Raw genomic sequence first — 20957 nt, 5'->3', positions numbered from 1 at the left:
AATTTGCTGGTGGTGGAATAAAGAAAGGCCCCGGGTGAGGGAGGACCCGGGGCCTTGAGTCGGATCCGGTTTGGGGACTGAAACCGAATCCAGCTGGGTTCGTCTAGGGAGGGAGACGAACCCCACCATGCGCATGGTACGAACTGAGACTGGACGCATCCGTTGAAAGTTCCGGGCAGTACAGAAAAACTGCATGAGTTTTTTCGATCGAGTCCATAGCCGGACTCAATGGGCGCTCTCCCAGTCCGGACCAGTGCCTGTCTCGACCAGCAGCGGCACCTTGAGTTCCGCCGCCTGGCTCATCCGGGCCACGACCGCCTCGCGCACGGGCTCAAGGGCGGCGTGCTCGACTTCAAGCACGAGCTCATCGTGGACCTGCATAACCAGCCGGGCCGGCGCCTGTTCGGCCTGAATCCAGGCATCGACGTCGATCATGGCGCGCTTGATGATGTCGGCCGCCGTTCCCTGCATGGGCGCGTTGATCGCCGCCCGCTCAGCCGCCTGGCGGCGCTGTCCATTCCGTGAGCGAATCTCGTCTGTCCACAGGCGGCGGCCGAACAGGGTCTCGACGTAGCCGCGCTCGCGCGCTTCCTGGCGGATCCGGTCCATGTAGGCGCGCACGCCGGGATAGCGCTCGAAATACCGTTCGATGTACTCGCCAGCCGCTTTCCGGTCGATTTCCAGCTGCCGGGCCAGGCCCCAGCCGCTCATGCCGTACATCAGGCCGAAATTGATCGCCTTGGCCGCCCGCCGCTGCTCGCCGGAGACCGCATCGATGGCGCAATCGAAAACCTCGGCCGCGGTTGCGCGGTGGATATCCTCACCGGCCGCGAAAGCTTCTAGCAGGCGCTCGTCGTCAGACAGGTGGGCCATGATGCGCAGCTCGATCTGCGAGTAGTCGGCCGCCAGCAACACGTTGCCCGGCGGGGCGATGAAGGCCTTGCGGATGCGCCGACCTTCGGGGGTGCGGATCGGGATGTTCTGCAGGTTGGGGTCGGTCGACGACAGCCGGCCGGTCGCCGTGACCGCCTGGTGGTAATGGGTGTGGACCCGCCCGGTAGCCGGGTGCACTTTCTCCGGCAGGCGGTCGGTGTAGGTGCTCTTGAGCTTGGCCAGGCTGCGATGGCGCAGGATGGTGCGCGGCAGCGGGTACTCGACCGCCAGTTCCTGGAGCACGTCTTCGGCCGTCGACGGCTGGCCTTTCGGGGTCTTGCGGACCACCGGCAGCGCAAGCTGCTCGAACAGGATCACCTGGAGCTGTTTCGGCGAGCCCAGGTTGAACGACCCGCCGGCCTCTGCATGCGCCTGGGCCACCAGCTCATCGAGCTGGGCCTCGATTTCGCGACTCTGGGCGGCCAGCTGCGCGCAGTCGAGGGCCACGCCGATGCGCTCCATGCGCGCCAGCACCGGAATCAGCGGTATCTCCAGGGTCTCGTAGACCGACTGCAGGCGCTCTTCGGATTCAATTTTCGGCCACAGGTGCCGGTGCAGGGCCAGGGTGACCTCGGCGTCCTCGCCGGCGTAGGCCGAGGCGACCAACAGCGGGACCTGGTCAAACCTGAGCTGCTTGCTGCCCTTGCCGGCGACCTGCTCGTAGGTCGTGGTCTGGCGGCCCAGGTAGCGCCCGGCCAGCGAGTCCATGTCGTGGCGCGTGGCGGTTGAATGGTAAACGTAAGATTCGAGCATGGTGTCATGCACCACCCCGGCCAGGTCGATGCCGGCGCGCTTGAGCACGTTGAGATCGTATTTCAGGTGCTGGCCGACTTTCGCTTTTTTCGGGTCTTCCAGCCAGGGTTTGCAGGCATCGATGGCTTCCTGAGCGCTGAACTCGGTGTCCTGGTCGAGGTGGGCCAGCGGCAGGTACCAGCCCCGATCCGGCTCGGTGGCGAAGGCAAAACCGACCAGGTCGGCGTCCAGCGGCTCGAGGCTGGTGGTTTCAGTATCGAAGGCCACCAGCTCGGCGGCATCAACCGCCGCGATCAGCGCCTTGAGCTGGGCGCGGGTGGTGACCGTCTCGACCTCAAGCTCGGATGGGTTCTGGGCGGCATCGTCTTCCTGATACTGCCGCAGCCAGGTGGAAAAGCCGAAGCGGCGCAGCAGTTCGACCATGCGGGCACGATCGGGCCGGGGCTCGGCGAGTTCATCGAGCTCGACCCCGGTGGCCACATCGGACTTGAGTTCGACCAGCTGGCGCGACAGCGGCAACTGCTCGAGCGCCGCGCGCAGGTTGTCGCCGACCTTGCCGCCGACCGAGTCGGCCTGCTCGATCAGGCCGTCCAGATCACCGTACTGGATGAGCCATTTGGCCGCCGTTTTGGGGCCGACCTTGGCCACGCCGGGGATGTTGTCGGAACTATCGCCGGTCAGTGCCAGCAAATCACCGAGCAGCGCCGGCTCGACCCCGAACTTCGCGACCACAGCGGCTGGATCGTAGCGCTTGCCCTGCATGCTGTCCTCCAGCACCACACCGTCACCAACCAGCTGGGCCAGGTCCTTGTCGCCGGATGAAATCAGCACGTTCATGCCCTGTCGCTTGGCCTCCCTGACCATGCTGGCGATGACGTCGTCGGCTTCCACACCGGCCACCACCACCCGCGGGATACCCATGGCGTCGATCAACTCGTGCAGCGGCTCGATCTGGGCCCTGAGCTCCTCGGGCATGGGCGGTCGGTTGGCCTTGTAGGCCTCCAGCAGTTCGTGACGGAAATTTCGGCCCGGCGCATCGAAGACCACCGCGACGCGCTTCGGGCCATGTTCCTCGACCAGGCGCCGGATCATGTTGGCCACGCCGAAAATCGCGCCCGTCGGCAGGCTGTCGGCGTTGGTCAGGCTCGGCAGCGCGTGGAAGGCGCGGTAAAGGTAAGAAGAGCCGTCGATCAGGCAAAGATCTACGCGTTCGGACATGGCAGGCGTGAGGTTCGCAGCGGGATTTGACCTGTCATCATAAGGATCGGTGATGCACTCTGCTAGACTCGAAGCTACAGCGCACCCTGAGGACTGCCATCATGTTTCGTCTGACCCTGACCAGCCTGCTCTTGTTGATGGCAGCGCCCCTGCTGGCACAGGATCCACCCGACGATCCGGCACCGCCGCCGCCCCCGATCCCCGAACCGCTGCCGCCCAAGATCCAGGACCCGGACGACCAGATCCAGCCGCAGGTCGTGATCCGGCGCGAAGAAGGCCGAACCGTAGAGGAGTACTCGATCGGTGGCGCGGTCTACATGGTTCGCATCGTGCCCGCGGCCGGCCCGCCCTATTACCTGATCGACACGACCGGCGACGGCAACTTTGATTCCCGCCATGACCACATGGAACCGGTGCGTCCAGCCCACTGGAAGATTATCGAGTGGTAAGCGCAAGCTGCAGGAACTCCTGTAGCGACAGGCGCTCCGGGCGCGTACCCGGATCCACGCCGGCGGCCTCGATTGAAGGGCTATCCAGCAACCCGCGCAGGCTGTTGCGCAACGTCTTGCGGCGCTGACCAAAGGCCTGACGCACCACCGCATCCAGCGCCGGCAGCACTTGCAGCTCGGCCTCGGACAGCGATTTCGGCCGGAGACGAACAATGGCCGAGACCACTTTCGGCGGCGGCCTGAACGCCTCTGGCGGCACGTCGAACAGCCAGTTCATCTCGCAGAAAAAACTCGCCATCACCGAAAGACGCCCGTATTCGCGGCCGCCGGGATCGGCCACCAGGCGATCGATCACTTCCTTTTGCAGCATGAAATGCATGTCGCCGATCGCCGCCAGGTGGTCGAACAGATGAAACAGGATGGGGGTGGAGATGTTGTAGGGCAGATTGCCGACCACGCGCAGCGCCTGGTCACCGGCCAGAGCGACGACATCGGTGGCCAGGATATCGCCCTGAACGATGTCCAGGCGCGGCGGCTGGCCCAGGCGATCGGCCAGCGAGGAGGCCAGGTCGCGGTCCAGCTCGACCGCCGTCACCGCGGCCCCGGCCGCCAGCAGCGGGCGGGTAAGCACGCCCTCGCCGGGCCCGATCTCGAGCAGGCGCTCGCCCGGGCGCGGAGCGATGGCGCGCACCAGGCGCTCGATGATCTGGTGATCAACCAGGAAATGCTGGCCGAATCGCTTGCGCGGACGATGCGGCTGCACGAACCGGCTCAGTCGGCCAGACCGGACAACCGGCGGGCCATGTCGATGGCCGCGGCCAGGCTGCCGGTCTCGGCGCGGCCGGTCCCGGCCCGGTCCAGGGCGGTGCCGTGATCGACCGAGGTGCGCACGAACGGCAAGCCCAGGGTGACGTTGACCGCGCGCCCGAAGCCGGCGTACTTGAGCACCGGCAGACCCTGATCGTGGTACATCGCCAGCACGGCATCGGCGCCCTCCAGCCGCTCGGGCAAAAAAGCCGTGTCGGCCGGCAGCGGTCCGTCGAGCCGAAAACCCTCGGCCTTGAGATGCTCGATCACCGGCGCGATGACCTCGATTTCCTCCCCGCCCAGGTGACCGCCTTCGCCGGCGTGCGGATTCAGGCCCAGCACCAGAATGCGCGGGTCGGCGATATTGAAGCGCGCGCGCAGATCGGCCCACAGGATGCGCAGGGTGCGGGTCAGGTCGGCGGTTTTGATGGCCCCCGGAATCCGGGCCAGCGGCAGGTGGGTCGTGGCCAGCGCAACGCGCAGATTTTCCGCGGTCAGCATCATCACCACCCGATCGACCCCGGCGCACTCGGCGAGAAACTCGGTGTGACCGGAAAAAGCGATGCCGGCGTCGTTGATCACGCCCTTGTGAACCGGGGCGGTCACCATGCCGGTCGCCGTCCCGGTCAGGCAGTGCTGCGCGGCCAGGCGCAGGGTTTCGATCACGTAGGCCGCGTTGGCGGTATCGAGTCGCCCGGCAACCGCGGGCGCGACCAGCGGCACCGGCAAGCAGGCCAGGCTACCCGGCGGTGCTGCGGCTTCGACAGAGTCCAAGACGCTGACCGGAGTCTCGTCACCGAGCCAGGCCAGCGTGGCCGCCAGCAGCGTCGGGTCGGCCACCACGACCAGATCGGGCTGACCGGCGGCGAGCCGGCAGGCCAGTTCCGGGCCGATGCCGGCCGGCTCACCGGCCGTCAGCAGCAGCCGCTTCGGCATCAAAGCCGGATTTCGACGAACGATTCCGAGCGCAGCTGGCGCAGGAATCTTTCGACTTCCTCCTCGGCCTTTTGCTGGAAAATCATCTCGCGCGCCTGAGAGCGCAGCGCTTCTTCGGTGCGGTCGGCCTCGCGCGTTTCGTCCAGGCGCACGATATGCCAGCCCGATCCGGTCCGGAAAGGCTCGCTGAGTTCCCCCGGCTCCAGCGCATCAAGCGCCGACTGCAGCTCAGGTCCATACTGGCCGGCCGGGAACCAGTTCAGGAGTCCGCCGAGGTTGGCCGAGGAATCATCGGTGGAATAGCGCCGGGCCAGGTCGGCGAACTCTTCGCCCTCCTGAATGCGCTCGTGCAGGTCGCGAATGCGGCTTTCGGCATCTTCCATCGACAGGATTTCGGTCGGCTCGATCATCAGGTGGTGGGCCTTGTATTCGCGCACAATCACTTCCGAGCGCTCGCGCACGTCGTTGACCCGCAGCAGCAGGTAGCCGCCCGGCGAGCGGATCGGGTCAGTGATGTCTCCGGGACCCAGCGATTCCAGGGCCTCGGCGAAAACCGGCGGCAGCGCGCTGACCTGGCGCCAACCGACGTTGCCACCTTCCAGGGCATCGGGCGCCTGGGAGAAACTGATCGCCGCCTCGGCGAAATCCATCCCGTCGAGCACCTGCTGGCGAACCTCTTCGGCGCGTTCCTCGGCTGCGCGCGCCTCGGCACCACTGGCCCCTTCCGGAAGCTGGATCAGAATCTGGGAAAGATTGTATTCCGCGCCCCCGACGCCGCCCGAAGCCAGCATGATATCGACCTCGGTCTCGGTGATGTCGTCCATGCTGGCAGCCACGCGCTGGCGCAGTTCGGAGGACAGGATTTCCTCGCGGATCTGGCGTCGAAATTCCTCGAAATCGAAGCCGTCGGACTCGATCGCCTGGCGCAGCTGGGGCACCGTGATGCCGTTTTGCTGGGCGACCTGCTGCAGGGCCTGGTCAACGTTGGCATCCGATGCCCGGATGCCGGTCTCCTCGGCGCGAATCACCTCAAGCCGGGTCATGATCAGGCGATCGAGCACCTGCTCTTCCAGGATCGCACGTGGCGGCAGGTTTTCACCGCGGCCTCGCACCTGCATTTCGATCGTGGCGATGGCGGCATCCAGCTCGCTTTGCAGGATGACGTCTTCTTCGACCAGGGCGACGATCCCGTCCAGGTCCTCGCGCAATTGCTGGGCGAAGGCCAGGGCTGGCAGAAGCAGCATCAGGGCCAGCACGGCAGCGGCTTTTCTTGCAATCATGTTCATTCCCATTACGGTTTCCTGCGTGGTTACTTAAAGTCTAACGCTGACCCGAAAACAGCGGATAAGGGCGACGGCCGAGGCTGCCAAGTCCCTTCAGATGGAGCTCCAGGAACACCGCCCGTCGGGTTTCGGCATCGCGGTCACGGATGAATTCGCGTGCCGTCACCCGCACGGCCCAGCAGCAGCTCTCGAATTCGATGCCACCCAGCACTTCCAGCGTCTGGCTTTCCTCGAACGAGTAATTGACCCGTCCGATCAGGTTCATGTCCGAACGCACGGGATAGCGTGCCCGCAGGTCGACCTGGTCAAGACGATCCCGGCGGAAACGATACCCCAGCGCGAGCTGGCGCGCGTTTCTGCCGCGGTAACTGAGACCAAGCTGGGCCACTTCGGTTTCATTCTCGACGCTGTCCCACTGCAGACCGGCGCTGAGCGCCAGGCGCTCGTGGGGCCGCCAGTTGACTTCCGCAACCGTGGCCGAGCGAGAACGGTCGTCGACCGGTCGACCGGGGAGCTGAACATCGAGATCGCTGAAATACACGATCTGCCCGACACTGACATCCAGCGGCGAGCCCCCGTCGGCGGTCTCGATCAGGCGCGAGGTCAGCGCCAGCGTGAGCTGATTGGCGTCGGCCTGGCGATCCGGGCCGCTGAAACGATTGTAGTGAAAAAGCTGGCTGAAACCGAAGGTCAGCTCGGCGGTATCGAAGCGCGGAATCTCGTCCTGGTCGCGCTCGGGGACGTACAGATAGAACAGGCGCGGCTCCAGGGTCTGGACCCGACGCCCATCGGCCAGCGAGCGCTCGAACACCAGACCACCGTCGATGCTCGCGATCGGCGTGGTCCGGGTCAGGCTGTCGCTGGCCGCGCCATCGAGCGAATAGGCAGTCGTGCGCAGGCCCAGCTCCGGGCGCAGGAAGCCCCCGGGGCGCAGGAAATTCCAGCGCAATCTTGGATACAGATCGAAGCGCCCACCGGTCACGCCGACATCGCGGTCGAAATAGACCAGCTCACCGTCGATCCCGAAGTCCATGTTCCCGGGCAGGGGCCGGTCATAGGCGCCCTGGACGCGCGGCAGGCGCCGATAGGGTTCGGCGCCGGGCCCCACCGCCTCGTCGAGAACCTGGAAAGTGTCGGCCAGCACGGAAATCGACCACAGCCGACCGCTGCCGCGCAAGCGTGCGCTGGAGCGAAGAAACTGCACCGCCGAGTCCTCGAGATCGCCGCCCAGATCGACGAAGTAATCGTCGTCCGAGGCCCGGCGCGCATTGACGCTGGCCCACCAGCCCGGGCGCAAGGTGGCGCGGTAGTCAAACTGGCCGTAGTAGCGGTTACGGTCGGCGCGCTGATCCGAGGGCAGCACTTCCAGCTCCAGCTGGCCGCGCTGCCTGGCCGTCAGGAACCGGTATTCGGTGGCCAGCATGACGCCCCGGTCCTGGATCCAGCGCGGGGTGAAGGTCGCATCCTGGTTCGGGGCGATGTTCCAGTACCAGGGCGCGCGCAGATCGAAGCCATCGTCGCTGGAAAAGCCGATCTGCGGATACAGAAAGCCGCTCTGGCGCTCGTCGTTGAGCGGAAAACTCAGCCACGGCGAGTACAGAATCGGCACACCCTTGAACTCCAGCCGCGCGTGCCGGGCCACGCCCTGGCCCTTGTCCAGGTCCAGCCGCACCCGGCCGGCCTTGAGCTGCCAGTCCGGGTCGGCCGGGTCGCAGGTGGTGAAATCGAAGTCTTCCAGCTCAGCCCGACTGGGGCTGAGCAGGTCGATGACCACGGCCTGACCGGCGCCGTCGGATTCGGCGATCCTGTAGCCCACGGTCTCGAAGCGGCCGCGCGAGTCCTGCGACTCCACCCAGGCACTCTCGGCGCGGATGGCGATATAGGCGTCGCGGTAGTTGAGCAGCACCGGCAGGTCCAGCCGGCCGCTGGCGCGGTCGAACACGATTTGCTCGGTCTCGAGCCGGCGATCGCCCTGGCGGACCCGAACCTGCTCGCGGGCGACGATGGGCTCGCCGCGCTCGGCGCTGAAGAACTCGGCGTCGATCTGTACGGGAATGTCCTCACCGCGCTCGGGCTCGAGGCGCTCCAGCCGCGCCTCTGGCGGCAGACAACTCACGGCCGGGCGATCGCTGCCGATGACCATCCCCTGCGCCCGGACCGCAGCGGCGGGCAGCCAGACGACGGCCGAAATCAGCAACAAAAGGTGAAATCGCGACAAGGCGGGTCCAGCGGGTTGAGTCAGTCCATCCACAAGCCGATCGCGCAGGATCGGATCAAGACCTGTCAGTATCGCTCAAAAACCGCTGCCGAGTGGCCGAATCGGCCCGGCCCAGCGCGGCCGCGCGCTTGTGCAAACAGGCAAGCTCCTCCTCGCAGGCGGCCAGCAGGCGCATGAATCCGGCCACCGCGGATTCGTAAGTGGCCGCCAGCGCCAGGTGGGCGTTGTTGATCTCGCGCGACGCCCAGCGGCTGAAGCGCTCGTCACCGGCGCGGGCGTCGAGGGCGCTGACCCGGGCGCGCAAGTCAGCGAAGACCGCTGCTCGGGCGGTTTCCGCTTCAGGCTCGGGCAGACCCGAGCCGTAGATCGAGCCCAAACGCTCGCGCGCAGCCATCAGCTCGGTGGTGAACTCGGCCTGCAGGGCCTGCTCTTTGTGCCAGCGCGCCAGCGCGCCAGCATCGCCGCGCGCGCTCAGCCAGCGCTCGACCCCGACCCGCTCGACGGTCACCGCGTAGCCCTCGCTGAAGGCCGTCTCGCCGCGCACGAACAGCTGCTCGTGGGCCAGTTCGTGGAAGATCAGCCCGGCCAGCCAGGCCTCGCCGCGACCGAGCATGGTGTTGAGCACCGGGTCGGCAAACCAGCCCAGGGTGGAATAGGCCGGCACCGCGAACACCGCCGCATCCATGCCCTGCGCGGAAAGCTCGGCGGCGACCGCGTCGGCCCGGTCGCGGTCGAAGAAACCGCGGTAGGCCAGGCAGCCGACCAGCGGGTAGCACCAGGTTTTGGGCTCGAGCGCGTAGCGCGGCGTGGCCACCACGTTCCACACCGCCGCCTCCCGCCCAAGATCGGCATAGCGGGTGTAGGAGCGGCTGTCGGGCAGGCCCAGTTCCGCGACCGCAAAGGCGCGAATGTCCAGCGCCAGGGCCAGGCGTTCGGCCAGCACCGGGTCGGTGTCCGGATCGGCCAGCAGTTGTGCGATATCCTCGCGCTTGGAAAGGATGTCGAGCTGGCCGGATGCGGCCTGGCCGTACCAGCCCAGCGTGGCGCAGCCCGACAGGCCCAACAACAACCCAAACAGGATGACGACTTTGAGCCAGGACTGGTATCTGGAAGAAGACTTCTGGCGCACCTTCGGGCCGCTGATGTTCAACGAGGACACGTTTGCCAGCGGCGCGGAAGAAGTCGCCGACTTGGTCGAGCTGGCCGGGATCGCGCCCGGACCCGTACTCGACCTCGGATCGGGCCCCGGCCGCCACGCCCTGCCGCTGGCAAGCGCAGGGTATCCGGTCACGGCCGTCGATACCAGTCGCCTGCTGCTTGATCAGCTCAAAGAGGCCGCCGGCGAGCTGCCGATCGAGCTCGTCGAGGCCGACATGCGCCAATTCAGGCGCGAGCAGGCCTTCGACCTGGCGCTGGTGATGTGGACCAGCTTCGGCTACTTCGGCGACGAGGCCGACCACGTCCAGGTGCTGGCCAATATCCGCGACAGCCTCACCGATACCGGCCGCCTGGTCCTCGACCTGGTCGGGGTGGAGTACCTGGCCCGCAACCTCGAGCCGGTTCACCTGACCGAATACGACGACGACCTGCTGCTGATCGAGCGCCCGCTATTGACCGACAACCTGACCCGGCTGGAAAACGAGTGGCTGCTGATCGACGGCGACAAAGTCCACCGCGCCGAATTCTCCCACCGCGTCTGGTCAGCCGGCGAAATCACCGCCCTGCTGGCGCGCTGCGGCTTCGACGTCCATGGCATTTACGGCGACTGTCGGGGTGGGCTTTACGATCTGGAAGCCGAGCGGCTGGTGGTGATCGCGGGGCGGGGCGAAACCAGCGCGCGATGAAAAAAGTCCGGGTTCGCTTGTAGTAATCAACAGGACCCCTTTTTTCAACAGGAGCAGTCATGACCCTTCCGCACCCACACCGAAAGATAATGCTTGCCTTCAGCCTGCTGCTGATGCTTGCGCTGAGCGGCTGTGACCTGGGCGAAGATGAATCATCCGACGAAAAGCACGTGCTGCGCGTTTACGATGTTTCCGCGCTCCAAGTCGAGCAGCTCGATTCCACGCTGGATTTATTGCTCGACACCGAGAATCAGCCGCTACGGGGCCGCGTGGAACTGATCGATGAAACGCGGCTGGCGGTCAATGGATCGATTCAGGTACAAGAGGAAATCGAGCGTCTGCTGGCCAGTCTTGAAGTGCCAGGTTCTAAAGAAGAAGCCGCCCTCGAGCGTGAGTACCGCCTTCAGTTCTGGCGCCTGGGGCTGTCTCCGCAGCACAACGAGCAGAGTTTGCCCGCTGGGCTGGAGCCGGTTTCCGACGCAATCAGCGCCTATTTCCCCGACCACGGCATTCAGGTACACGACTTTGTCGAAACATTCGGCAGCACCTCTGGCAACAACCTCAACTTGAATTCGGGCGCAGGCACCCGAGTCCATCTCCGAAGCCTGAAGCTTCGGCCCGGCGGGGTACATGTGATAGCCAGCATCAGTGCTGTGCCACCTCCCAAAACAACAGGGCAAGTACTACAGTTCAACGTCAATCGCGACCTTCCGGCCGGTCAGCCTTTGGTACTGGGCAGGCTTCAGAGTGGTCTCGAGAACGATCTCCCGGTCTACCAGGTACTGGTCGCGAGAATGGACTGGAACGACTGAAGCGGAATCATCATCCGTGGCCTTGTCAGCGGAAGCGCTCGAGGCGGCTTATCGCCGGCTCGAGCGACCCGTCTACAACTACCTGTTCCGCTGGTTCTGGGATGCCGGCGTGTGCGAAGATCTCATCCATGACGCCTTCGAGCGCTTGTGGAAAAAGCGCGAGCGCATTGATCCCGACCGGATCGACGCACTGGTCTGGACCAGCGTGATCAACCTGGCCCGCAATCATCATGCCCGCGGCAAGCGCTGGCGCTGGTTGCCGCTTCCTGCATCCTTGACCGGCAGGAACAATCCGGAGACCGAAACCGAACTCGACCTCCGGGACCGTCGCCTGCGCCGAGCCCTGGATCAACTGCCCGACCCGTCGCGCGAAGTGCTGTTGCTGGAGCTGTATGCGGGCATGAGCAGGGTCGAGATCGCACACACCCTGGGCGTTGCCGAAGGTACGCTGGCCTCACGCAAACACACGGCTATCGCCCGACTTCGAGGCTTGTTGGAGGAGTCTGAATCATGACCATCGAACACTATTTCCGCGAACTGCAGCCACCGGCCGGCGGATTCGAGCGGCTGAAGGCGCGACTTGCGCAATCCGAACCCAAGCGTGAGTGGTTCCCCCGGCTGGCTGTCGCCAGCTTTGCCTCCATTGCGGTCTTAGTGGCCTTGCTATGGCCGGTCCTGGACAAGGTTCGTCAGGAGCGGCAAGCCCTGGCAGAACTGGAAACGATCTTCATGGAAGCCCGCATGCCGCCGCTGATGATCGACGGCAAAGAGCCGGTCCGGCTTGAGCTGCAGCGCGATGACGTGGTCGCTTTCTGGCTGGAGCCGGATTCGCCGTGAGTCAGGCCGTCTGCAAGGGAAAACCCGAAGCGGCATTGCGCCTAAGCACCAAGCCTCGGTCCATGTCATCCCGGCCAAAGCGCCGGGATCTCACCGATAGCCAAGACCCCGGATCAAGTCCGGGGCGACAAGGTATAGGAAGGCCTCGGGTCAGGTCCGGGGGACAGGTTGCAGGAGAGGTTCGACACGGTCTGCAATAGAATGAACGCAGATTAGCAAGAGATGAAGCCATGACCAAAATCGAACGCAGTGAAGCCGAATGGCGCGAGCGCCTGGACGAGGAAACCTTCCGCGTGACGCGCCAGGCCGGCACCGAGCGGCCGTTTAGCGGCCAATATAACGACCACTTCGACAAAGGCGTATATCACTGCGTTTGCTGCGATCATCCGCTGTTCGATTCGGGCTCGAAGTTCCATTCCGGCTGCGGCTGGCCCAGTTACCACGGCGAACTCGAAGAGGCCGGCATCAAGCAGCGCCCGGATACCACGCACGGCATGCGCCGGATCGAACTGCTGTGCCCGAAGTGCGACGCCCACCTGGGCCACGTCTTCAACGATGGCCCGCCGCCAACCGGTTTGCGCTACTGCATCAACTCCGTCTCGCTGACTTTCAAGCCGCGTGAGTGAGGCCTACCCGACCAGAATCCCGGCCCAGGCGGCGTTGAGCAGGGACACCAGCGCGCCGGCCAGCACGGCCTTGAGCCCCAGTCGGGCCAGGTCGGGCCGCCGCGCCGGGGCAATGCCGCCGATGCCACCAATCTGGATGGCAATCGAGGAGAAATTGGCAAAGCCGCACAGGGCGTAGGTGGCGATCAGGACCGAGCGCTCGGACAGATTGACCTGGGTCTCGGTCAGGGCGACGTAGGCGACGAATTCGTTGGCCACGATTTTGGTGCCGATCAGCCCGCCGACGGTCACCGCCTCGTCCAGAGGCACCCCGACCATGAAGGCCAGCGGCGAGAACAACCAGCCCAGGATCAGGGCCAGGTCCAGCGGCTGCCCCAGCCAGCCTTCCAGCCCGGTGACGGCCCCGAACCAGCCCAGCGGCCCGTTGACCAGGGCGATCAGGGCCAGGAACGCCAGCAGCATCGCACCCACGTTCAGGGCCAGCTTCAAACCCTCGCTGGCGCCACCGGCGGCGGCCTCGATCAGGTTGACGTGCGGCCGCTCGATGGTGGTGCGCACCGTGCCCACGGTTTCCGAGACTTCGGTTTCCGGCAGGATCAGCTTGGCCATGACGAGCGCGGCCGGCGCGGCCATGATCGAGGCCGAAATCAGGTGCTTGGCAAAAAACGCCTGCTCCTCGGGTCCGGCCCCGCCCAGCAGCAGCACGTAGGCGGCCAGCACGCCGCCGGCGATGGTGGCCATGCCGCCGGTCATGAGCGCAAACAGCTCCGAGCGGGTCATGCCGACGATGAACGGCCGGACCACCAGCGGCGCCTCGGTCTGGCCGACGAACACGTTGGCCGCCGTGGCCAGCGACTCGGAACCGGAGACCTTCATCAGCCGGGTCATCACCCAGGCCATGGCCTCGACGATCTTCTGCATGACGCCTAAGTGATACAGACAGGTCATCAGGGCGGCAAAGAAAATGATGGTCGGCAGGACCTGGAAGGCGAACACGAAGCCGAAGCTTTCGGCGTCGGCCAGCGGCCCGAACAGGAACGACGAGCCGGCCGAGGTAAAGCCGATCAGGGTCACGAAACCGCGCCCCAGGGCGTCGAACAGAGTCTGGCCCAGCGGCACCCACAGCACCAGGATGGCCAGCGCCAGCTGCAGGCCGATGCCGACCACGACGGTCTGCCAGGCGATCGCCGAGCGTTTCTCCGACAGCGCCCAGCCGATGCCAAGGATGACGACCACGCCGGCCAGCCCGTGCAGAATATTGATCACCGATTGCCTCCCTGTCGCTGAGCGGGAAAGATTCGGGCCATTATGCCCGCCCGGCGGCGGCCCGCCTGAGCTTTGTCACATGCCTCATGCTGCCGCTGGCCGTAAAATATGGCTATGAAAAATTGCGTTGGCACGCTCCTTTTATCTCTCCTTCCGCTGCTGGCGGCCGCGGCCGAGCCGGTCACGGTCCGGCCGTTCTCCGAGGTGGCCATCCTGCTCGACCGCCAGGCCGCAGCCACGGCGGCCAGCCTGGATGAGGTGGTCCTGGCCGCCGAGATCAGCGCCCGGGTGATCGGGCTGCGCGCCCTGCCCGGGCAGACCGTTGAGGCCGGCCAGACCCTGGTCGAGCTTGATGACGCCGAATACCGCATCGGGTTAGCCAGCGCCGAGGCTCGCCTGAAGGTGGCCGAGGCGGCCCTGGAAATGGCGCGGATCCGGGCCGAGCGCGCGCGCCGCCTGGCCCCGGACAGTTTCGTGTCCGAAGACCAGCTGCTCGAAGCCGAGACCAATCTGAATCGTGCCGAGGCTGAACGGGCCGCGGCGCAGTCGGACGTCGAGCGCGCCGAACTGCTGCTGGCCCGCACCCGCATCGCCGCGCCGTTTGCCGGCGCCGTCACCCGGCGCCTGGTCAGCCCCGGCACCCTGGCCGCCCCGGGTACGCCCATGCTGGAGCTGGTGGCCACCACCGGCATCGAGATCAGCGCGATGATTCCGCCCGACCAGGTCGACGGCCTGATGCGGGCTGAGTCCATTGTCTTCGAGTCAGAAGGGCAGCGATGGCCGGTCCGACTGGCCCGCATCACGCCCGTGATCGACCCCGGCAGCCGCGGGCGCGAAGCCCGCCTGGTGTTCAGCGAGGCCTCAGCCCCGTCCGGCAGCGAAGGCCGCCTGCGCTGGACCGATCCGCGCCCGGCCCTGCCCGGTGATTTCGTGCTCCAGCGCGACGGCGTGCTGGGCGTGCTGCTGTTCGATGAAGACACCAGCGAAGCGGTCTTTCGCCCGCTGCCCGGCGCCGACGCCGGCCGGCCGCATCAACCCACCGGGCTGGACCCTGACGCACTGTTGATTGATCAGGGCCGGCGCCGGGTTCAGCCGGGTGCGCCAGTCGACCTCGCCGATCGCTGATCGGCTGGCGGCCAGACACCGACTTCATCATGCTAGAGCGCCTGTACTCCAACCATCCGCTGGCCAACATCTTCATGGGTGTGGTACTGGCCATGGGTGCGGCCGCCTACCTGATGATGCCGCGCGAGCAGGATCCGGAGATCAACTTCAACTGGATCAACATGACCACGGTGCTGCCGGGGGCTTCGGCCGAGGACGTCGAGCGCCTGATCACCGATCCGCTGGAAGAGGCCATCGCCCGGCTGCAGGACGTGCGCTTCGTGGTCTCCTCGAGCCGCGAGAACGTCTCGAATATCCTGATCCGCTTCGAGGAGATTTCCGAGCGCGAGTTCGAGCGCCGCATCGCCGATCTGCGCCGCGAAGTCCAGGCCATGGTCAACGAGGAGCTGCCGCCGGAAGCCCGCGATCCGAACATTCTGGAAGTGACCACCTCGTCGGGGTTCCCCAGCGCCATCGTGCTGCTGGTCGGCCAGGCCGACGACGATCGACTGCGCGGCGTGGCGCGTCGAACGCTCCAGGACCTGGAGCGCTTCAGCCGCGTCGACCAGATTCTCGCCCAGGGCTTGAACAACCCGGAACTGCAGGTCCTGTTCGACCCGCCGGCGCTGGCGGCGCGCTCGCTCAACGCGCTCGACCTGGCCGGCGCCGCAGCCGGCTGGTACCAGGATGTCTTCGCCGGCCGCCTGCAGACCGATTCGGGCCAGTGGCTGATTCGTGCCGAGGGTCGCTCGATCGAGCCCGATGCGCTTTCCGGCCTGACCCTGACCGCGCCCGGCAGTGACCGCCCGGTGCGCTTCGACGACGTGGCCCGCCTGCAGATCGGCTCGAGCATTCCCGAGCAGATGGTGCGCTTCGAAGGCCGACCGGCGGTGATGCTGTCGGTGACCAAGCGCGCCGGCAGCAATACCCTGGCCTTGATCGAGGACCTCGATAGCTACATCGAAGAACGCAACCCGGTCCTGGCAGGCCAAGGCATGGAACTGGTGCTGGCCGACGACCAGACCATCGCCACGCGCGAAGCCATCGACATCATGCGCAACAACGCCGTGGTCGGGCTGCTGCTGGTCTTTGCCGTGTGCTGGCTGTTTCTGGCCACCCGCATCGCGCTGCTGGTCGGCACCGGGCTGATCCTGTGCGTGGCCGGCACCTTCGGCGTGCTGGCCACACTGGGCTACACCCTCAACATCACCGTGCTGCTGGGCGTGGTCATCGTGCTCGGCATGCTGGTCGACGTTTCGGTGGTGATGGTCGAGGCGATCTACAACCGCCTGCGCCTGGGCCAGGAACCGATGCGGGCCGCGACCCACGCCCTGCGCGAGGTCGGCGTGCCGCTGACCGCCTCGGTGCTGACCACGATCGCGGCCTTTCTGCCGCTGATGCTGCTGCCCGGGATTGTGGGCAAGTTCATGTTCGTGGTGCCGTTCGTGGTCACGGTCGGGCTGCTGATTTCGCTGACCCAGGCGTTCTGGATTCTGCCCACCCAGGTCATCCACAGCCAGTACCGCCCGGACAACGACCCCAAGGACTGGCGGCTCAGGTTTACCCGCCGGGTCCGGCGCGGCTACGTGCGCGCCCTGCTCTACACGCTGCGGCGTCCCAAGCGCCTGCTGAGTGTGGCCGCGCTGACTTTTGCCCTGGCCCTGACCGCGGTGGCGGCCGGCCTGGTGCGGCTGGAGTTCTTTGCCTTCGACCCGATCCGGCTGTTTTATGTCCAGGTCGACGTGCCGGGCGACGTCGCCCTGGAAGAAACCCTGGCCCGGGTGGAGCAGGTCGAGGCCCGGGTCCGGGAGGCCCTGCGAGAAGGCGAAGCGCGCAGCGTCACCAGCCTGGCCGGGGTCCAGTTCACCGACGTCGAGCCGCTGTTCGGCGACCAGTACGGCCAGGTCATTGTCTCGCTCAACCCCGACGACGGCGGGCGCAGCATGGCCGAGATCATCGAGGCCATGCGCCAGCCGGTGCTTAATACCCCCATCGACGCCCGCATCGCTTTCCTCCAGGTCTCCGGCGGCCCGCCCACGCAGCAGCCGATCAACGTCAAGGTCCGCTCCGATGACTTCGAAGAGCTGCGCCGGGCGACCGCGGCGCTGCGCGAACTGATCGCCGAGCTGCCCGGCACGCGCGATATCAGCGACGACCGCGTGCCCGGCCGCTCGGAGCTGGTGCTGACCCTGGATCGCGAAGCCATCGGCCGCACCGGCCTGCCGCCGGACGCCGCGGCGCGCCTGCTGCGCCTGCACGTCGACGGCGAGATCGTCGGCTTTACCCGCGAGGCCGGCGAGCGCTTCGAGCTGCGGGTTCGCGCCGAGCGCGATCAACCCGATGATCCCGGCGCCGTGCTGGACGATCCGGTGGCGCTGCCGACCGGGCCGGTCACGCGCCTGGGCGCGCTGGTCGACGCGCGTTCCAGCGAGGCGCCCGGGCTGATCCGCCACTACAACCTGCGCCGGGCCATCACCATCGAGGCCGACATCGACCGCCAGATCACCAACACCGTCGAGGTCAATCGCCGGATTCAGGCCGGCTGGGAAGAGATTCGGACCGAGTTTCCGGGCACCGACCTGGACTTCAGCGGCGAACTCGACGACATCGAGGAATCGCTGGAATCGATGGCGGTGCTGTTCCTGCTCGGCCTGGGGCTGATCTACCTGATCCTGGCCACCCAGTTCCGCAGCTACTTCCAGCCCTTCCTGATCCTGATCACGGTGCCGATGGCCTTTACCGGCGTGGTCTTCGGCCTGCTGATCTCCAACAACCCCTTGAGCCTGTACACCATGTACGGGATCATCGCGCTGGCCGGGATCGCGGTCAACGCCGCCATCGTGCTGATCGATGCCGCCAACCAGCGCCTGGCCACCGGCATGCGGCCGCTGCATGCCACCATCTACGCCGCCCGCCGGCGCGTCATCCCGATCCTGATGACCACCGCCACCACCATCGCCGGCCTGCTGTCGCTGGCCATCGGTCTGGGCGGGCGCTCGCTGCTGTGGGGTCCGGTGGCCGTGACCCTGGTCTGGGGCTTGACCGTCTCGGCCCTGCTGACCCTGTTCGTCATCCCGCTGCTGTACCGCCTGTTCATGCGCGGCCGGGCCACCGTCGCCTGACCACAGCATCCGTCTGTCCAGCCTGCGCGACTCAGCTCGCCGTAAATTCAGCCCGCTTTTTGTTTGGGCGGGCGGCATATTTCCCGGTGTTTTTCCGTACTACTCCCCACAAGGGATCAACTCTCACATTCTTGTAAGGAGAAGCCGACATGATCAAACGAGCACTTTTCGCCAGCCTGCTGTTGTGCGCGACCACGGTTGCCATGGCCGACCGGCCGGTTCTCGCGGTGGCGGAATTCACCAATGATGCGACCGGGGCCACGTGGTGGCGCTCCGGCGTGGGCCGGGAGCTGTCCGGCATGCTGGCCAGCGAACTGGCCGCCATCAACGCCTTCACCCTGGTCGAGCGCTCGCGCCTGAATCATGTACTGGATGAGCAGGACCTGGGCGCCTCGGGCCGGGTCCGGCCTGACTCGGCCGCCCAGATCGGCGAACTGACCGGCGCTGAGTACATCGTCGTCGGGACCGTGACCGACTACAGCGAAGACACCAAGAAATCAGGCGGCGGGGTCAGCATCGGCGGCATCAGCATCGGCGGGCGCGGCAGCAGCATCGGGATCGGCGGCGGCAGCAAGGAGGCCTACATCGCCGTCGACATTCAGGTCATCGACGCCACCACCGGCGAAATCGCCCACGTGCGCACCGTCGAAGGCCGCACCAAGGACAGCGCGGTCAGCCTGCGCGGCCGCATTGGGCGCCTCGGCGGCAACCTCGCCAACGAAGAAAACACACCCGCCGGCGAAGCCATCCGCGCCGCCCTGATCGAGATCACCGATTACCTGGAATGCGAGATGGTGCTGCAGAACTCAGCCTGCCGGGCCGAGTACCAGGAGCGCGAAAACACGCGCCGGGAGCGCACGCGCAACGCGATCAGGTTCTGACGCCGTTGTTTTAAGAGCCAGGCCCTGTAGATCGACAACTAAGTCGTGCTGCGCCGGCACCGGCCGGAGACTCAGAATCATGGCAAAGAGCTGCGGTCGGGCAGAACCCGACCGCAGCCTTTGACTCAGCCCCTGTAGCGCATCGGCCGGTGCTGGCCGTAGATGCCACCAATGGCCAACAGCATGATGAGCAGGATCAAGATCGCCCGGCCCAGCGGGCTTGTGACCGGCACCGGCACCGGCGGCAAGGTGCTGATCGTGACTTCGTCATCGGCCTTGACCGTATTCGACTGATCTTGCTCAGACACGCCCGTCACTGTCGCCACATTGACCAAGGCCTGGCCGATATCACTGGGCTGCACGGTGTAGCTTCCGGTGCAAATCAGGTCGTCGCCCGGTGCCACCGTAACCGGAGTGACAGGGTCACACGCCAACTCAATCATGTCATCTTCGAGCTCGACGTTTAGCAGCGACACATTACCCGTGTTTGTCGCCGTCAAGGTGTAAACCACCACATCGTCGGGCGCGACCGGGCCGGCAGTGTCCGCCTGCTTGGTCAACTCCAGTGCAGGACCGGCAACAGGACCTGCCGCCGTCGCGTCGTCATCATCGCCGACCGGCTGGTCGTTCGGACCGGTCCCTGTCACGCTGGCTTCGTTGGTGAACTCCCCAGCGTCGATCTCGGCCTGCGTGATCGTGAAGCTTGCCTGGCACACCAGGACCGCTTCCGGTGCCAGCGTCGCGGGCTGCTCAGGCGTACAACCCACCAGTTCCGCCTGCGGATCACTGATCTCCACTCCCCTCAGCGTCACGTTCCCCGTATTGGTCGCCGTGATCTCGTAGGTGATCACATCATCCACCGCCGAGAACGGCGAGCCGTCAGAGATGACCTTGTCCAGCTCAATCGCCGGTGACTGATCCAGAGCCACCGTTTCATCATCATTGACCGGACCAACCGGCGCGCCGTCCGGATCCGTGCCATCGGCACTGCCTGTGTTGATAATCTCTCCGACATCGACATCGGCCTGGGTGACCGTGTAGGTGCCCACCAGTTCGCAGGTCTCGGTCGGCGCCACGCTGTCGCACGTAGTGCTGGAGGGGGTGATGCGATCATCGCTGACCTCAACCTCGCTCAGCGTCACGTTGCCGTTGTTGGTCGCCGTTAGCGTGTACTCCAGAATACTGCCCACCTCAATCGGGTCCGGCGCACTCGTCAGGCGTTTGAGCAACACCAGGGACGGCTCAGCCTGCGGACCTTGCGCGGTGGCATCGTCTTCGTCTGCAACGCCAGACCCGTTCGGGTCGGTTCCCGCAACAGTCGCTACGTTGGTGAAGCTGCCAGCGTCGATCTCGGCTTGCGTGGTCTCATAACTGGCCGGACAGACCAGCCTGTCACCCGGCGACAGCACCGCAGGCTGGGCCGGCACACACTCGCCCAGCTGCGCCTGCGGATCACTGATCTCCACTCCCCTCAGCGTCACGTTCCCCGTATTGGTCGCCGTGATCTCGTAGCCAACCGCGTCACCCACCTCCAGATACGGGTTGCCAGCACTGATGTCCTTGTCCAGCTCAATCGCCGGTGACTGATCCAGAGCCACCGTTTCATCATCATTGACCGGACCAACCGGCACACCATCCGGATCCGTGCCATCGGCAACGCCGGTATTCACGATCTGACCCGCATCCACATCGGCCTGGGTCACCACATACCGGCCCACCAGCACGCAGGTGTCTTCCGGGGCCACCACCGAACAGGTGATCTGGTTCGGATCAATCCGATCATCGCTCACCATCACATCGCCAAGCGTCACGTTGCCGTTGTTGGTCGCCGTTAGCGTGTACTCCAGAATACTGCCCACCTCAATCGG

The 20957-nt window shown here is 65.8% G+C and carries 17 protein-coding genes; 9 read left to right on the top strand and 8 right to left on the bottom strand.

Annotated elements, in window-relative coordinates:
* Positions 1–225: 225 nt before the first annotated feature.
* The gene (polA, locus tag G3I74_RS04790) at positions 226–2904 is read right to left on the bottom strand and encodes a DNA polymerase I (RefSeq protein WP_164210454.1); all 2679 of its coding nucleotides are present in this window, start codon (positions 2902–2904) and stop codon (positions 226–228) included.
* A gap of 101 nt (positions 2905–3005) precedes the next feature.
* On the opposite strand from polA, the gene G3I74_RS04785 reads away from it, so the two are divergent.
* A complete protein-coding gene (locus tag G3I74_RS04785; RefSeq protein ID WP_164210453.1) occupies positions 3006–3353 on the top strand; it encodes a DUF2782 domain-containing protein in 348 nt (115 codons plus the stop codon).
* On the opposite strand, the gene rsmA is transcribed toward G3I74_RS04785, so the two are convergent.
* Genes rsmA through G3I74_RS04760 form a run of 5 tightly spaced genes read right to left on the bottom strand, consistent with a single transcriptional unit; the run spans position 3340 to position 9666 of the window.
* Positions 3340–4116, bottom strand: coding sequence for a 16S rRNA (adenine(1518)-N(6)/adenine(1519)-N(6))-dimethyltransferase RsmA (rsmA, locus tag G3I74_RS04780; protein ID WP_338063060.1), 777 nt, complete (start codon positions 4114–4116; stop codon positions 3340–3342). The genes G3I74_RS04785 and rsmA overlap by 14 nt on opposite strands.
* A gap of 8 nt (positions 4117–4124) precedes the next feature.
* Complete coding sequence (gene pdxA, locus G3I74_RS04775) at positions 4125–5096, bottom strand: 4-hydroxythreonine-4-phosphate dehydrogenase PdxA (RefSeq protein ID WP_203594548.1); 972 nt, start codon at positions 5094–5096, stop codon at positions 4125–4127.
* Positions 5096–6376, bottom strand: coding sequence for a peptidylprolyl isomerase (locus tag G3I74_RS04770; RefSeq protein ID WP_164210451.1), 1281 nt, complete (start codon positions 6374–6376; stop codon positions 5096–5098). The genes pdxA and G3I74_RS04770 overlap by 1 nt, the downstream gene beginning before the upstream one ends.
* A gap of 40 nt (positions 6377–6416) precedes the next feature.
* Positions 6417–8597: an LPS-assembly protein LptD gene (locus G3I74_RS04765; protein ID WP_164210450.1), complete on the bottom strand. Its 2181-nt coding sequence runs from the start codon at positions 8595–8597 to the stop codon at positions 6417–6419.
* A gap of 55 nt (positions 8598–8652) precedes the next feature.
* Positions 8653–9666 (bottom strand): aminopeptidase, encoded by a 1014-nt coding sequence (locus G3I74_RS04760; RefSeq protein WP_203594547.1) that lies wholly within the window; start codon positions 9664–9666, stop codon positions 8653–8655.
* Between the two features lie 10 nt (positions 9667–9676).
* Between G3I74_RS04760 and G3I74_RS04755 the strand changes: the two genes are divergently transcribed.
* The 5 genes from G3I74_RS04755 to msrB all read left to right on the top strand — a co-directional run bounded on the left by G3I74_RS04755 (position 9677) and on the right by msrB (position 12716).
* Positions 9677–10441, top strand: a complete 765-nt coding sequence (locus G3I74_RS04755; protein ID WP_164210448.1) for a class I SAM-dependent methyltransferase — start codon at positions 9677–9679, stop codon at positions 10439–10441.
* 59 nt (positions 10442–10500) lie between these two features.
* Positions 10501–11253: a hypothetical protein gene (locus G3I74_RS04750; protein ID WP_164210447.1), complete on the top strand. Its 753-nt coding sequence runs from the start codon at positions 10501–10503 to the stop codon at positions 11251–11253.
* Between the two features lie 16 nt (positions 11254–11269).
* The gene (locus G3I74_RS04745) at positions 11270–11767 is read left to right on the top strand and encodes a sigma-70 family RNA polymerase sigma factor (RefSeq protein WP_164210446.1); all 498 of its coding nucleotides are present in this window, start codon (positions 11270–11272) and stop codon (positions 11765–11767) included.
* Positions 11764–12090, top strand: a complete 327-nt coding sequence (locus tag G3I74_RS04740) for a hypothetical protein (protein ID WP_164210445.1) — start codon at positions 11764–11766, stop codon at positions 12088–12090. Before G3I74_RS04745 ends, G3I74_RS04740 begins: the two co-directional genes overlap by 4 nt.
* A gap of 230 nt (positions 12091–12320) precedes the next feature.
* Positions 12321–12716, top strand: coding sequence for a peptide-methionine (R)-S-oxide reductase MsrB (gene msrB, locus G3I74_RS04735; RefSeq protein WP_164210444.1), 396 nt, complete (start codon positions 12321–12323; stop codon positions 12714–12716).
* Positions 12717–12719: 3 nt separating this feature from the next.
* Here msrB and G3I74_RS04730 read toward each other — a convergent pair whose 3' ends face one another.
* The gene (locus tag G3I74_RS04730; RefSeq protein WP_164210443.1) at positions 12720–13982 is read right to left on the bottom strand and encodes a nucleoside transporter C-terminal domain-containing protein; all 1263 of its coding nucleotides are present in this window, start codon (positions 13980–13982) and stop codon (positions 12720–12722) included.
* 114 nt (positions 13983–14096) lie between these two features.
* Between G3I74_RS04730 and G3I74_RS04725 the strand changes: the two genes are divergently transcribed.
* The 3 genes from G3I74_RS04725 to G3I74_RS04715 all read left to right on the top strand — a co-directional run bounded on the left by G3I74_RS04725 (position 14097) and on the right by G3I74_RS04715 (position 19089).
* A complete protein-coding gene (locus G3I74_RS04725) occupies positions 14097–15107 on the top strand; it encodes an efflux RND transporter periplasmic adaptor subunit (protein WP_164210442.1) in 1011 nt (336 codons plus the stop codon).
* A 29-nt stretch (positions 15108–15136) separates the two neighbouring features.
* Positions 15137–18208 carry an efflux RND transporter permease subunit gene (locus G3I74_RS04720; RefSeq protein ID WP_164210441.1) on the top strand — a complete coding sequence of 1024 codons (3072 nt, stop codon included), beginning with the start codon at positions 15137–15139 and terminating at the stop codon, positions 18206–18208.
* Positions 18209–18357: 149 nt separating this feature from the next.
* Positions 18358–19089 (top strand): CsgG/HfaB family protein, encoded by a 732-nt coding sequence (locus G3I74_RS04715; protein ID WP_164210440.1) that lies wholly within the window; start codon positions 18358–18360, stop codon positions 19087–19089.
* Between the two features lie 125 nt (positions 19090–19214).
* Here G3I74_RS04715 and G3I74_RS04710 read toward each other — a convergent pair.
* On the bottom strand, positions 19215–20957 hold a 1743-nt coding region (locus G3I74_RS04710; protein WP_164210439.1), incomplete at its 5' end, for a DUF7507 domain-containing protein.

The organism is Wenzhouxiangella limi (assembly GCF_010499265.1).
GTDB lineage: Bacteria > Pseudomonadota > Gammaproteobacteria > Xanthomonadales > Wenzhouxiangellaceae > Wenzhouxiangella > Wenzhouxiangella limi.
Note: the sequence above shows the minus strand (reverse complement) of the source record. Positions and strands in the feature narration are given on the sequence as shown.